The organism is Streptomyces sp. NPDC058683, from assembly GCF_042716195.1.
Classification (GTDB): domain Bacteria; phylum Actinomycetota; class Actinomycetes; order Streptomycetales; family Streptomycetaceae; genus Streptomyces.
Map to the genome: position 1 here is coordinate 137,412 of NZ_JBHXSK010000027.1, position 13,522 is coordinate 150,933.

The following is a 13,522-nucleotide window of genomic DNA, read 5'->3' on the forward strand; positions in this document are numbered from 1 at the left end:
TCGCCCGGCTCACGGAGTGAGAAGGATCTTGCCGGTGGTGGCGCGGCCTTCGAGCAGTTGGTGCGCCCGTGCCGCGTCGTCCAGGGGCAGCTGCGCGTGCACCGTGGGCCGTACGACGCCCTGGGCGACGTAGGCGAAGAGCTCGGCGGCCGCGGCACGCAGTGACGGCGCGTCCGGTACGTGGTCGGCGAGGGTGGGGCGGGTGAGGTAGAGCGATCCGGAGGTGCGGAGCAGTTCCACGTCGAAGGGCGGAACGGGGCCGCTGGACAGGCCGCAGACGGCGAGGGTGCCGCGGCGGCGCAGTGCCTTGACGCTGGTCCCGAAGGTGGCCGCGCCGACCGAGTCGTAGACGACGTGCGCGCCCTGGCCGTCCGTGAGTGCGCGCACCGCCTGGTCGAACTCCTCGTAGGGCAGGGCGTGGTGGGCGCCGGCGGCGAGTGCGGTCTTGCGCTTCTGTTCGCTGGAGGCGACGGCCACGACCGTCGCACCGCGGTGCGCGGCCATGTTCACCAGGAGTTGGCCGAGGCCTCCGGCCGCCGCGAGGACGACGACGGTTTCGCCGGGCGCCACGGGATGGGTGGTGTGGCTGAGGTAGTGCGCGGCGAGCCCCTGGAGCAGCACCGCCGCCGCGTCGTGCAGCGACACCTGCTCGGGCACGGGCACCAGTTTGGCCGCCGGTACGGCCGTGTACTCGGCATAGGCGCCGAGCTGGGTCGCGTAGGCGACGCGGTCGCCGAGGGCGACGGACTCGACGCCGTCGCCCAGGGCGGTGACGACACCGGCCGCCTCCTGGCCGGGGACGAGCGGGTAGGGCGCGGGGTAGGTGCCGTTGCGGTAGTAGACGTCGATGAAGTTGAGGCCGATCGCCGCATTGCGGACGACGACCTGGCCGGGCTGGGGCGTGGGTTCGGGAAGTTCGGCGGAGATGAGGGCGGTGGGGCCACCGGGCTCGGTGACGTGCAGAGCTCGCATCGGATCAGTTCCTCGGTTCGCTGGGCGAAGGGGCGGGAAGGGACGGGGAGGCGGGGGAGGCCGAGCGCGCCGCGGCGGCCGGTTCCTCTTCCCGGAACACGTGCCGGAAGTGGTTGATGTCGTCGGTCAGCCCTTGCATCAGGGCGTCGAATCCCGGTTCCGGGCCGTCCACGGCTTGCAGGAGTTCCTCGTTGCGTCGCAGGTTGCTCGCGGAGAACGGCAGCTTGCCGGCCGACCGGTAGCGGATGGCTCCCGTGCCGTCCCGCCTGGGGATCAGAGCGGAGCCGGCGTACCGGCTGGCGCTGAAGGGGATGTCGAGGAGGCCCTGCGCGAAAGCCTCGACGATCGCGTCCGTCAGATCGGCGCGGTCCAGGAGAGGGTCGACGAGATCGGCGACCTCGGCGAGGATCCACTCCTGTTCCCGGGCGACCTGGTCCTGGTCGACGGTGATGAAGTCGAGGAGGACCGAATTGGCACGGTCGGCCAGGCGCAGGCCCTCCACGTTCGCCGTCGTGTCCGGGATGCCGTACGCCTCCTGGTGGGTCTTGGTGATCAGTTTGGAGGCGCCGCCGAGCCGCGCGACCAGCGCCCCGTACAGGATCAGGTCCTCGGCGTTGCCGCGCTCGCGCGGGAAGACACCCATGAACTCGTGCAGCACCGCGTGGACGGTGACGTCGGCGGGGAGGTAGCGCTCCGCCAGTACCGGGATGCTGCGCAGGGCCGCGACGTCCTGCGCGAGGTGACCCCCCTGCGGGTAGGCGACGGAGATGCAGCGCACGCCCGCCCGGGCGGCGAGTACCGCTTCGAGGACACTGATGGCAAGGCTGATGGAGGGCGGCACGAGCACGGCGGTGAGGGTACCGAACAGCTCCCGGTCGATCACCACGCCGTGCTCCGCGAGCTCCCCGCAGCGCCGGTCGACGTCGTGCCAGGCGGCCAGCGACTCGGCCAGTGGCACGGCCTTCGAGTAGGGCAGGTTGTAGGAGATCCCGCCGCCCTCGAAGGAGGTGATGCCGGAGGCCGCGGACACGTCGAAGAGGGTCCGCGCGTCCGGCGAGCCGTGCCGGATCTCCAGGGGCGCGGCGAGGAGTTCGTTGATCTCCCTGCCGCGGCGCCAGCCGTGGGCCACGAGGGGGTAGCCGTTCAGGTCGGTGGGGCGCCGGTTGAGGGTGCGCAGTGCTTCCTCGAACCGCTTGAGGCGGGTGTGCGAGTCGATGGTGAGCGTGAGGATGTCGGGTGCGGCCTCGGCCTCCAGGGTGGTGAGAAGAGCCTTCATCTCCTCGTGGCCGCCGACTCCGCACCGGGGCTGGATCGCCACCCGCCCTCGCGTCCGGCACCGGTCGAGTACCTCGGCCGCGGTGGGCTTGCCGAGTTCGGCGATGTACGCGGCGCACTGGGCGGGCGTCGGCAGTGCTCCCGGTTCCGTGTCCGGTCCGGCAGGCCGGCGGGCGGTATGCGGTCCCACACCGCGTGACGGCAGTGAGGTCAGACTCATGATGCCGCCAGCTCGGAGGCGGCGCTCCAGCTGCGTGCCGCCCGCAGTTCGTCGAGGAGGCGGGGCAGTTCCGCCGGGTCGGACAGGATGTGGTCGACGCCCGCGGCGTAGAGGCGGTCCAGCGCGGAGTCGTCCTTGTGGCTGCCGACCGACAGGTTGCCGCCGACGATGACGGGACAGGTGATCCGGCCGGACTGCTTGGCCTGGTCGAGCCCGCGCAGGTCCTCGTGGACATGGCCGTTGAGGCTGCCGATGAGGACGGCTTCGGCATCCGGGTGCTGCTCGCACGCCGCGGCGAACTCCTCGACCGGCGTGCAGGTTCCCAGGTTGACGATGTCGAAGCCGAGGCCGCGCAGTGAGTAGGCGATGAGGTGGTTGGCCACCGCGTGGCTGTCGCTGGCGGCGACTCCGAGGATGACCGTTCGTGGAGCTGGTTCACGGTGCTGGGATGTTGTCCGCATCGGCAGTTCCTGAAGGGGAGGGAGGGCAGGGGAAGGAGGCCGCGTGCCGGCACCTCGGGTGACGGGCTCAGTCATCGAAGGCGGCGAAGAGTTCGCGCTTGCTGACGGACTTCAGCCGGTGCACGTCGAACTCGTCCGCGTCGGCCGCGGCCAGCGAGTCGAAGACGTGGCTGATGGCGGGCACGAGCCCCCATACCTCCTGGTAGGGCGGCCTGTTGAGATCTCCGGCCGCCTCCGCCTCCGCGGCGTCCTGTTGCCGCGCGAAGATGTAGTTCGACCAGTCCGTGCTGCGCGGATGGCGATGGTGGTAGTCGTGCACCACCGTGTCGCCGGTCAGTACGAGGTAGCGGGTCGGGGCGTGCACGAACAGCATCCTCAGGGTCCAGCGGCTCCAGGCGAGGGCGCGCCGCCCGGCGGAGAGCTCCGGCGCGGGGGTCCGGTCCCCGATGAAGATCGCGTTGCTGAGGGAAGCGAAGTACGCCCTGCTGTGCCGGTCTTCCCGGCCTCGCTCGGGGAAGGTGTGCTTGACGCACAGGCGCAGGGTGTTGCTGATCTGGAACAGCGGAACGAGCGGAACGAGCCAGACGGCCAGCAGCGCCGGCCAGGTGCCGGTGAGCGTGGCGGCCGCGGCTGCCGTGCCGTACAGCGCGAGCGCCAGGGCCTTCTCCGGGCCCGCCGAGTCCTTCGAGAAGGACCGCACACGGGAGACGGCGAACGCGGTGTGGAAGCGCGGCGAGACCAGTTTGCCGAGGAGCCTGCGCCACATCTGGCGACGCGTCATGGTTGGGTGCATGTCAAGGCTGACGAGGAAGGCCTGGACGGTGGGGTCCTGCAACGTCATGTGCTTGGTCGCATGGTGGTCGGCGACGTGCTCACGGCTGTAGCGCTCGAAGTTCTGGATGACGAGCACGCTCGATATCGCGTGGCCGATGGCCCGGTCCAGCTTGCGGTTGCGGTACATGTTCCGGTGCGAGCACTGGTGGTACACCATCATCCGCAGATTGCGCATGCCGTGCAGGGTCATCGCCCAGCCGGGCAGCAGAAGCAGCAGGAAGGCGCCGCTGAGCACCCAGCCGAGAGCGCTGATCACAACGCCTGCGACCAGCGACGCCGTTGCGGTCACCAGGTGGAGTGTGGGGGTCCAGCCGAGGGACCTCTGCTGGGGAAGGGCCTTGCCTGTGAAGATCGTCAGTGAGTACTGAAGGAAGTCCGGGAGGACGGCCATGCTCTGCCGGGGATCCTGTGCCACGGCCACGCTGCGGTGGGCGGTGAGGGGTTCCGGGTCGATCACGGACAACAGATGCTCCTCTGGGGCGTGAGTGGGGTCGGCCTGGTGCGGGGCGCTCCGTCCAGGCCGTCGGTCAGGTGCCGACGGTCGACCACCGTCGGCCGCCGGCGAGTCGGGCAGCAGGACGGATCAGCTCGCCACGACGCGAATGGTCGCCGAGTCCCACAGGCTGCACTGGCAGGCGAGGCGGTAGTTTCCCTCCGTCCAGCCCAGGTCTTCGAGGAAGTCCGCCTCGTCGGGGTCGGTCTCCCCGAGCGCGTCGGATCCGGCCAGGACCTCGACGACGCAGGCCCCGCAGGCTCCTGAGCGGCAGCCGAACGGGATCAATGGCTCGGACGTCTTGTTCTCGATGCCTGTCAGCGGCGATCCCTGCGGCAGATCTATGCCGACGCCTTCGGGCATCAGGGTGAGTCGGTTGAGCGGCATGCTGCGCAAGTCCCCTCTGGGCAAGTCGAATCGGGCGGGTGTCGGACATCGCGGGATGGGTGTGCGGTCCTCTATGCGGGCACCTCCACGGACACGGGCCGGGTGGGGACGGCGGTGATCGGCAGGTCGCCCTCGGGGCGGGTGTCCGACGAATGCTCGGGGGCGAGCCGGGTGCCGGGCCGCAGGGAGACCGCGGCGTGGTTGACCGCGGTGCCCGCCTCGCCGAAGCCGACCGAGATGAGCGGCACCCGGCCCGGATAGGTGCAGCCGTCGCCGACGGCGTAGACGTGGGGCAGGTTGGTGCGCATGGCCTGGTCGACCCGGATCTTGCGGTGTTCCAGCTCCAGCCCCCACTCCGCGACGGGGCCGAGTCCCGCCGAGAAGCCGAGCGCGGCCACCAGCGACTGGGCCGGCAGGAGCAGGGAGTCCTCTCCGGCGCGGATCTCGACCTGTTCGAGCCGGTCCGTGCCGTGGCAGGCGACCACCTGGGCGTCGGTGAGGACGCGGACGGGGGCGTCGTACAGCTGCCGGACGCTGTACTCGTGGGCACGGAACGCACCCCTGCGGTGGACCAGGGTCACACTCCTGGCCACCGGAGCGAGGGCCAGGGCCCAGTCCACGGCGCTGTCCCCGCCACCGACGACCACCACGTCACGTCCGGCGTGCGCCTCCAGGCGCGGCACGTGGTAGGCGACTCCCCGCCCTTCGTACGCGACGGAGCAGGGCAGCTTGCGCGGGACGAACCGGCCGATGCCGGCCGCGATCACGACGGCACCCGCGTGTACCTGGGTGCCGTCGTCGGCGCCGAGTGTCCAGCCGCCACCGCGCCGGGTGAGGCTGACGGCGGTGCGCCCGAAGAGGTGGGTGGTGTCGAACGGCGCGGCTTGCCGCAGCAGGTTGTCGATCAGGTGCCGGCCCTTGACGGCGGGGTGGGCGGCGACGTCGTAGAGAAGCTTCTCCGGGTACATCGCCGCTACCTGGCCGCCCGGTTCGTCGAGCCCGTCGATGACGGCCGCCGAAAGGCCGCGGAATCCGGCGTAGTACGCGCCGTACAGCCCGGCGGGGCCGGCACCGACGATGGCGATGTCCACCGTCGCCTCGCGCGGGGAGTGGTCGCCACCGGCCACCGCTGCGTTCACGAGTTCCTCCGTTCTTCTCGACGCGCCGTGCGGGCGCGGCTCAACTCAGCTGCCGGCGCAGGAAACCGACGAGCATGTCCAGCGCCTCCCTGGCCGTGTCGAGCACGGCCGCCATGGACAGGAAACCGTGCGGCAGGTCCGCGTACTGGTGGTGCTCCACCGGCACGTTCGCGAGCGCGAGTGCCTCCGCGTAGGCCTTCCCCTCGTCACGCAGGGGACAGAACTCGGCCGTGATCATGAGGGCCGCGGGAAGTCCGCTGTGGTCGGTTGCGTTGAGCGGTGAGGCGTAAGGGGAGTCACCGTCGGCGGGATCGGCGAGGTAGAGGTTCCAGAACCACGGGACCGAGATGGCGTTGAAGAACATCGGGTCCTTGTTCTCGCGCATGGAGTCCGTCTCCGCGCCGTAGCGCATCGCCGGATAGACCAGCACCTGGGCGCTGATCCGCGGTCCGTCGTGGTCCCTGGCCATCAGGGAGACCGCCGCGGCCAGGGTGCCGCCGTTGCTGTCCCCCGCGACGGCGATGCGTTCACCGTCGGCACCGATCTGAGCCCCGTTCTCCGCCACCCATTTCACGGCGGCGTAGCAGTCGTCGATGGCTGCCGGGAACGGGTGCTCGGGCGCCAGCCGGTAGCTCACGGACACGACCACACAGGAAGCCATGCTGGACAGCGCACGGCAGAACGCCTCGGACGTGTCCAGGGAGCCGACGACGAAACCGCCGCCGAAGAAGTAGACCAGTACGGGAAGCGGGCCGTCGCTCTCGTCCTGCGGGCGGTACACCCTGAGCGTCAGCGGGCCGGCCGGACCGGTGATGTCCAGATCGAATATCTCTTTGGGCTGTTCGATCCAGTCCCAGACCGAGGCTTCCGTTGCGGCATCCGCTTCCCGGGCCTCTTCCACCGACATCGTGTAGAGGGGGGTGAACCCGGTGGCGAGGCGATAGTTCCTGATACCCTCGACGATTGGATGAAGTGGCATTCAAACTCCTCCAGTTCTTCGCTATCAACGGTGACAATTGCTTCCATGTGAACCCTCGTGTGTTACTGGAAGCTCATCGACCGATGAGGTGTCGACGCCGTCGTATCGAGGTCCGCCGCACCGAGATGAACGGTACGATCGCGCCGGCACTACGCGCGTCCGCGACAAGTTCATTCCCGGGGCGCATTGCGCTGACTCTCTTTCCTGTGGTTAAGCGTCTCGCTTACCTCGGTGTGCCCCCCGTTCGTGCCACTCTTTCCTCGACAGCGATCCGAAGTTTCATACGACGGTGAGGGGTGACCGCATTATTACCGCAGCTGTGTCGAGCGATGAACCGAGTGAGCGGACACACGGAATCGAGGGGAAGTACGCCGCATCATGACCACCGAAAACGCGACTTCACGGCCGGCCGGAGGCAGCGACCTTCAGGAAGCCCCGGATGCGCACCCTGCACGTGTCTACGACTACTTCATAGGCGGCGAGAACGGCTTTGAAGCCGATCGGGCGGCCGGTGCCTGGATCGGTCTGCAGGCACCTGACCTGCTGACGACGATGCAGGCCAACCGCGCCTTCCTGGCACGGGCGGTGCGTTGGCTGGCCGAGCAGGGCGTCGACCAGTTCATCGATATCGGCTCCGGCTTCCCCGTGTCGCCGAATACGCACGAGATCGCCTTGTCGAAGTCCCCTTCGGGCTCCGTCGTCTACTGCGACGTCGATCCCGCGGTCGGGCAGCGCACGCGCGATCTCATCGCGGACCAGAAAGGGGCGGAATTCGTACTGGGCGACATCCAGAACCCCGAGGAACTGCTGGCCCGGCCGGCCGTCCAGGACCTGATCCGTTCCGGCCGTCCGGTGGCCTGTGTGCTGGCCGCGGTCCTGCATTTTGTGCCCGAGAGCGCGGATCCGGCCCGGATTACCGCAGCTCTGCGTGAAGCGCTGCCCCGGGGCAGCTATCTCGTCGTCTCCCACATCGCGGGCGATATTCCCTGGGGGGATCGCAACGACGAGGAGACGCTGAAGCGCGCCTTCGAGGACATGCATCCCCGAACCCGGGAACAGGTCGCCGGCTTCTTCGGCGACTTCGAATTGGTCGCGCCCGGCGTGGTGCCGGCATCTCAATGGCATCCCACCGAGGACACGTCCGGGTCGCTTTCGAAATCTGCCCTTTACGGCGGAGTCGCCCGCAAGATCTGAGTCCGGATCCTTCACGCACACGCACACGCACACGCATACGCATACGGCCGCGGGCCGCAGGGACTCTCCCCTGCGGCCCGCGGTGCTTTCGTGGAACCACGCGATGGCCGGGTTCACCGACGGCCGGCTACGCGTGGATTCGGCTGTGCGGGAGCGGCGACGGGAACACCTGCGCGGCAGCGGCATCCCCGACCAGTTCCGCGCCGTTGCGAACGGACAGCGAGGGTTCGGGCCCGAGCGCCGCGAGCGACCCCACGTACGGGGCGGGCAGCGGGACGTCCCGGAGCGTGTAGTCCTCCGGGCGGCCGAGTTCCTCGGGCAGCGCACGCAGCGTCGTACCGAGAACCTCGATGCGCGCCGGGTGGATCTCAAGTCCCTTGCCGGCGGCCTTGAGCACGGCTTCCTTGCGCGTCCACAGCCGTGCGAAGCCGGCGTAGTCCAAGCAGGTCGCGCGTTCCCGCTCCGTCAGCGCCGGAGCCAGTGGCTGTACCCCGGCCGTGGCGTCCTCGATGTCGAGGCCGACGGTCCGGTCCGAGGAGACGGCCACCACGGCGAGCCCTCCGGCGTGGGAGAGCGAGAAGTCCGGACCCGGGCCAGTGGTCTCCACGACCGGTTTCCCATGGTCCGGGTCACCGCAGTGGGTGCAGGTCCGGTCGAAGCTCAGGGCTGCCGGATCCCGGCCCAGCTTCTCGCCGAGGACGAGTCGCGTCAGCACCCACGCGGCGAGAGCGCGCCGGCGGTCCGCCTCGCGCAGGATCCGCCGGCGGCGGGCGCGGTCGCGCCCGTCCAGGAGTACGGCGAGCGACTCGGGCACCTGGTCGACGCCGATGTACCAGACCTCAGCCACGGACGCTCTGCTCCGTCGTGCGGTCCGGATCGCCGGGTCCGGGACTGGCGCCGCACCCGGCGATCCCGCCGTTCTCTTCCTGCTCCCGCTCGGGCAGCCCGCTGGGCCGCCACAGCGAGGTACCGCCGAGGAGCGCACCGGCCGGCATGTCGGGCACCACCTTCACGACGCTCCTCCGTTCCCCTCCTTCAGGCCGGCGGGTCAGGCCACCGGTGCGAGGAAGTTCTCCTTGATCCGGTCGATGGTGCGGAAGTCGGCCACACTCAACGAGCTGACGTCGACCGGCTTTCCGGTGAGCTCCTCCAGGAGAGCGATGAACTCCAGGAACGAGACCGACGCGATGAGCCGGGATTCGATGAGATCGGTGTCCCCGGCGATCTCTCCGTCCAGATCCGGGTTCTTGGACCGGATCCAGTTGATGATTTCCTCCATGGTCACACCTTCCTAAGCTGCCGATTCGTTGACTGCGACGAGCGCCCGCCGAGGGTCGCCGTGCACCTGCAGGAGCGCATGGACCCAGCGCTCCACACCGAACGCCAGGCACCCGCTGTAGGCGGATTCATCTCCGAAGGAGATGTTCAGACGCTCACCGAAGAAGTTGCGGTGCCGGTTGACCGACGCTATGGCGGTCCCGTCGTCCGACACGAACTCGAACTTCACCGGATCCAGTTGGTTGAGGAGCGACCGCGGTCCGTCACCGAGGTAGAACGGATCGGTCGCGGGCTCCTTGCCTATCTTGATTCCGAGCTGGTCGGCCAGGCCCAGCACGAGCTCGGTCGACCGGCTCAGATGGTCCACCACACCCTCCTGGCTGCCGATGTAGAGGGCTTCGCGCATATGGAAGGCGCGGAGCCGGCGCAGGCCGTCGTAGTGCTCCTCGTTCCTGAAGCAGCGACCGATCGACGTGATGACCTCAGGGGTCTCGATGACGCGCTCCTGCCGCGACACCAGCAGGCCGTAGCAGGTCGCCGTGGGCAGGTAGCAGCCGGTCGAGACGAGGGGGTGCTCGGGGGACGGAGTCGCGGCCTCCCCACGCGCCAGTTCCTCACGAGCCTGGTCCGTGAGCGTGGCCACGGGCAGCCCGAGGTGGGGGAAGTTGCGGAAGAAGTCGAGGCGTGCCAGGTCCTCCTCGGGGAGCAACGCGGGGCCGGCCACCGGCCGGGCTCCCAGAGCGAGAGCGATGTCCTGGAAGCGGGTCTCAAGAGCATCGAACAGGGCGGCCTCCTCGGATTCGAGGACCGCGATTCCAGGTGCGACAAACGTCGGCATGAGATCTCCCGTCAGTGGAACAGGCCGATGCGTCGGTAGAAGTTGTTGGTTCGTTCGGTGATGCGAGCAGTGATCGGAGGCCTCGCCGGATCGGCCATGACGGAGGCGCGGAACCGTGCGGGATTGGCGATACCGGCATCCTGATAGGCGTCGCGGCTGTACAGCATCTGGATGATCAGATCGATGTAGCCGCGCAGGTAGTGGCCGACCTCTTCGATTTCGTCGGCAGAGTGCGTCCTGCGCACCTCCTCGAAGAGCGCCCGCACGAGCTTGCCGCCGAAGGCGATGTGCCGGGACTCGTCGCGGTGGTGAATTCGGTTGACCGCTCGCACCGTTTCCGGGAGTCCCGCGTCGGCCGCCATCTTGGCGTTGAAGTAGTCGCCGATCTGCTCGAAGATGAGGATCTGGCTGAAGACGATGAAGTTGTTCATCTCCGGCGCCCGCTCGTCTGTCGGGAACACCATCCGCCGGTCCGGGTAGATGCGGCCGGCGTAGCGCAGGCAGAATTCGGCGAAGAACCACATGTGTTCGTTCTCTTCGCCGATGAAGTGATGGAAGTACGGCGTGGGGATCTCGTAGCCGGGCGTGTGGATGCGGCGCATCACCTCGATGAGCAGCTCCCTGATGCCGTGAGCGATCAGGCTGTAGAGGTTGACGCTTTCCCAGCGCGAGAGTTCCACGAGCTGTTCGGGACTCAGCTCCCGTTCTGCGGCGGTGCCGTGGACGGACAGCAGCTCACGGCTCATCCACAGGCTGTCTGGCGTGATCGATTCGGGCCACTCGAAGGTACGGTACGGGTTGTAGTAGTCGTCGACCGAGACGTCTATGAGTTTGCGTACAGCCCGGGCGAATTCGTCCGTCCATTCAATCGTCGACACCGCGGACACGTGACCTCCGTAATAGGACCATTGATTCACCGGCCGACACGACCGGTCTGCCGCGCCGAGAAGGACCGTACGGCCGCGCCGACACCATGTGCGTCCGCGACAATTTCATTCGCGGGGACACGTTGCGCTGACTTTTCCCTCCTGCGGATCAGCGTCTCGGTTACGGCGACGGGCGTCGGATCGTGCCCTGCGCGGCCTGCCGGCCCGGCGGACACCGCGAATTCGCCCCGAGTAATCGGAGTGTGTAGTCGCTCGGGGGAAAATCAACCCGGAGCGTCCTCGGGAGTGCGCTTGTCGCGGACGCGTGGGGTGCGGGTGAGTTCGTAGTTTCCCTATGGGCGGGCGGTGGAGTCCTGCACCTGCCGGCTGGTCGAGGCCGTGCTGCCGGAGAAGGGGCCTGCCCCCTGTGCCCTCGATGTCCGACGATCCGGCACGGATTGCCGCCGACGAGCAAAGGCTGCGGCATATCGAGCGGGACCAATTCTACGACAACGGCCCCGACAGGGAGCCTGCAAAAGGAGCATCGCCATGACTGTGGACGTTCTCTCCTCTCAGGACCACATGGACCTTGCCGCGCGCTGGGGGGCTCACGACTCCGTGCCGTTCCCCGTGGTGCTCACCCATGGGGAAGGCGCCTGGGTGAACGATCTGGAAGGCCGGCGCTATCTTGACTTCCACGGGGGGTACTCCGCGCTCAACTTCGGTCACCAGCACCCCGATCTCATCGCCGCGGCGCAGGCACAGCTCGCCCGGCTGACGCTGAGCACCCGGGCGTTCCACAACGACCAGTACGCGCCGTTCTGCCGTGAACTGGCCGAGCTGACGGGCACCGAGATGGTCCTGCCCTCCAACTCCGGCGGCGAGGCCGTCGACACGGCGGTGAAGATCGCCAGGAAGTGGGCCTACCAGGTCAAGGGCGTGCCGGACGGAGCCGCCGAGATCATCGTCGCGGACGCCAACTTCCACGGCCGGACCACGACCATCGTCTCGTTCTCCACGCACCCGAACCACCAGGCCGGCTTCGGCCCGTTCACACCCGGCTTCAAGGTGGTGCCGTTCGGCGACATCGAGGCGCTGCGTGCGGCGATCACCGAGAACACGGCGGCGGTCCTGCTGGAACCGATCCAGGGCGAGGCCGGCGTGGTCGTTCCGCCGAAGGGATACCTCGCCGAGGTCCGTGAACTGTGCGACGACAGCAACACGTTGTTCGTCGCCGACGAGGTCCAGTGCGGACTGGCCCGGGCCGGCACGACCCTGGCGCTGGACCACGAAGGTGTCCGTGCGGACATGTACACCCTGGGCAAGAGCCTGAGCGGCGGACTCCTGCCGGTGTCCGCGGTGATCGGCCGCGCCGACGTCCTGGGCGTGCTCACGCCCGGCGACCACGGCTCGACCTTCGGCGGCAACCCGCTGGCGTGTGCGGTCGGCCGCGCGACGGTGCGGCTGCTGGCCACCGGGGAGTTCCAGGAGCGCTCCCGCGAACTCGGCGCGTACCTGCACTTCCGTCTCAGCGAACTGGACGGCGTGTCCGAGGTGCGTGGGCGTGGTCTGTGGGCCGGTGTGCAGCTCAGCGAAGAGAGTGTGGCCGGGCGTCGGGTGACCGAGGCGCTGGCCGAGCGCGGCCTGCTGTGCAAGGAGGCCAAGGGGCACCTCCGGGTGGCGCCCCCGCTGGTCGTCACACGCGAGGAGATCGACCTCGGCGTCGACATGATCGCCGACGTGCTGGCCCGGACCCGTCCCTCGGCCGACGTGCTCGCAGGCTGACGCCGTTCGACTGGACCATCGACTGGACTGGAGGGAATTCATGAGTGACTTCGCAGGACTGGTCGCGATCGTCACCGGCGGGGCGTCGGGAATCGGTCTGGCCACGGCGGAACTGCTCAGCAGCAGGGGAGCCCGGGTCGCCGCTCTCGACCTGAAGCCGGAGGGGCTCCCGGACGGCATCATGGGCGTCCAGGTCGACGTCACCGACGACGTCCAGGTCAAAAGCGCCGTCGACGCCGTGGTCGAGCGGTTCGGCAGGCTGGACGTCGTGGTGAACAACGCCGGGATCGGCGCCGTCGGAGACGTCACCGTGAACGGTGACGACGAGTGGTTGCGGGTACTGGACGTCAACGTGGTCGGGATGGTCAGGGTCGCCCGGCACGCGATACCGCACCTGCGGCGCTCACCCGCCGCGTCGATCGTCAACACCTGCTCGATCGTGGCGTGGGCCGGGGTGGAGCAGCGGACGCTGTATTCGGCCAGCAAGGGGGCGGTGTACGCGCTGACGCTGGCCATGGCGGCGGACCACGTCCGCGAGGGCATCCGGGTCAACTGCGTGGCCCCCGGCTCTGCGGACACCCCATGGATCGGCAGGTCGCTGGAGCGGGCGGCGGATCCGGTGGCAGCCCGGGCCGCGCTCGACGCGTTCCAGCCCACGGGCCGGCTGGTGACGGCCGGCGAGGTGGCGGGCGCGATCGCCTACTTGGCAAGCCCGTCGTCGGGCGCTTCGGTGGGCACGGTGCTCGCCGTGGACAACGGCATGCACGGCCTGCGACTGCGGCCCCCGGGTCAGGCGTAGGC

Annotated in this window: 15 protein-coding genes; 3 read left to right on the top strand and 12 right to left on the bottom strand. The window is 68.9% G+C overall.

Annotated elements, in window-relative coordinates; genetic code table 11:
- Positions 1-9 precede the first annotated feature (9 nt).
- The 7 genes from ACFWXC_RS28585 to ACFWXC_RS28615 form a co-directional block, all read right to left on the bottom strand.
- On the bottom strand, positions 10-972 hold the full coding sequence (locus ACFWXC_RS28585; protein ID WP_384483157.1) for a quinone oxidoreductase family protein: 963 nt from the start codon (positions 970-972) through the stop codon (positions 10-12).
- Between the two features lie 4 nt (positions 973-976).
- Positions 977-2,437, bottom strand: a complete 1,461-nt coding sequence (locus ACFWXC_RS28590; RefSeq protein ID WP_384483158.1) for a methylaspartate mutase — start codon at positions 2,435-2,437, stop codon at positions 977-979.
- Positions 2,438-2,463: 26 nt separating this feature from the next.
- A complete protein-coding gene (locus ACFWXC_RS28595) occupies positions 2,464-2,928 on the bottom strand; it encodes a cobalamin-dependent protein (RefSeq protein ID WP_384483159.1) in 465 nt (154 codons plus the stop codon).
- A gap of 67 nt (positions 2,929-2,995) precedes the next feature.
- Positions 2,996-4,219 carry a fatty acid desaturase gene (locus ACFWXC_RS28600; protein WP_384483176.1) on the bottom strand — a complete coding sequence of 408 codons (1,224 nt, stop codon included), beginning with the start codon at positions 4,217-4,219 and terminating at the stop codon, positions 2,996-2,998.
- Positions 4,220-4,345: 126 nt separating this feature from the next.
- Positions 4,346-4,642, bottom strand: coding sequence for a 2Fe-2S iron-sulfur cluster-binding protein (locus ACFWXC_RS28605; protein ID WP_384483160.1), 297 nt, complete (start codon positions 4,640-4,642; stop codon positions 4,346-4,348).
- Between the two features lie 71 nt (positions 4,643-4,713).
- Entirely contained in the window at positions 4,714-5,781 is a 1,068-nt protein-coding gene (locus tag ACFWXC_RS28610; RefSeq protein WP_384483161.1) for an NAD(P)/FAD-dependent oxidoreductase, read from the bottom strand.
- A 40-nt stretch (positions 5,782-5,821) separates the two neighbouring features.
- Positions 5,822-6,760, bottom strand: coding sequence for an alpha/beta hydrolase (locus ACFWXC_RS28615; RefSeq protein ID WP_384483162.1), 939 nt, complete (start codon positions 6,758-6,760; stop codon positions 5,822-5,824).
- Positions 6,761-7,138: 378 nt separating this feature from the next.
- On the opposite strand from ACFWXC_RS28615, the gene ACFWXC_RS28620 reads away from it, so the two are divergent.
- Positions 7,139-7,954, top strand: coding sequence for an SAM-dependent methyltransferase (locus ACFWXC_RS28620; RefSeq protein WP_384483163.1), 816 nt, complete (start codon positions 7,139-7,141; stop codon positions 7,952-7,954).
- Between the two features lie 127 nt (positions 7,955-8,081).
- Here ACFWXC_RS28620 and ACFWXC_RS28625 read toward each other — a convergent pair whose 3' ends face one another.
- Genes ACFWXC_RS28625 through ACFWXC_RS28645 form a run of 5 tightly spaced genes read right to left on the bottom strand, consistent with a single transcriptional unit; the run spans position 8,082 to position 10,957 of the window.
- On the bottom strand, positions 8,082-8,801 hold the full coding sequence (locus tag ACFWXC_RS28625) for a 4'-phosphopantetheinyl transferase family protein (RefSeq protein WP_384483164.1): 720 nt from the start codon (positions 8,799-8,801) through the stop codon (positions 8,082-8,084).
- Complete coding sequence (locus tag ACFWXC_RS28630) at positions 8,794-8,967, bottom strand: hypothetical protein (protein WP_384483165.1); 174 nt, start codon at positions 8,965-8,967, stop codon at positions 8,794-8,796. Before ACFWXC_RS28630 ends, ACFWXC_RS28625 begins: the two co-directional genes overlap by 8 nt.
- A gap of 35 nt (positions 8,968-9,002) precedes the next feature.
- Entirely contained in the window at positions 9,003-9,233 is a 231-nt protein-coding gene (locus ACFWXC_RS28635; RefSeq protein ID WP_384483166.1) for an acyl carrier protein, read from the bottom strand.
- Positions 9,234-9,245: 12 nt separating this feature from the next.
- Positions 9,246-10,070: an aminoacyl--tRNA ligase-related protein gene (locus ACFWXC_RS28640; protein WP_384483167.1), complete on the bottom strand. Its 825-nt coding sequence runs from the start codon at positions 10,068-10,070 to the stop codon at positions 9,246-9,248.
- Positions 10,071-10,081: 11 nt separating this feature from the next.
- Positions 10,082-10,957, bottom strand: a complete 876-nt coding sequence (locus ACFWXC_RS28645) for a diiron oxygenase (RefSeq protein WP_384483168.1) — start codon at positions 10,955-10,957, stop codon at positions 10,082-10,084.
- A gap of 528 nt (positions 10,958-11,485) precedes the next feature.
- Between ACFWXC_RS28645 and rocD the strand changes: the two genes are divergently transcribed.
- Both rocD and ACFWXC_RS28655 read left to right on the top strand, forming a co-directional pair.
- A complete protein-coding gene (rocD, locus tag ACFWXC_RS28650) occupies positions 11,486-12,721 on the top strand; it encodes an ornithine--oxo-acid transaminase (protein WP_384483169.1) in 1,236 nt (411 codons plus the stop codon).
- Positions 12,722-12,761: 40 nt separating this feature from the next.
- Entirely contained in the window at positions 12,762-13,520 is a 759-nt protein-coding gene (locus tag ACFWXC_RS28655; RefSeq protein ID WP_384483170.1) for an SDR family NAD(P)-dependent oxidoreductase, read from the top strand.
- Positions 13,521-13,522 lie beyond the last annotated feature (2 nt).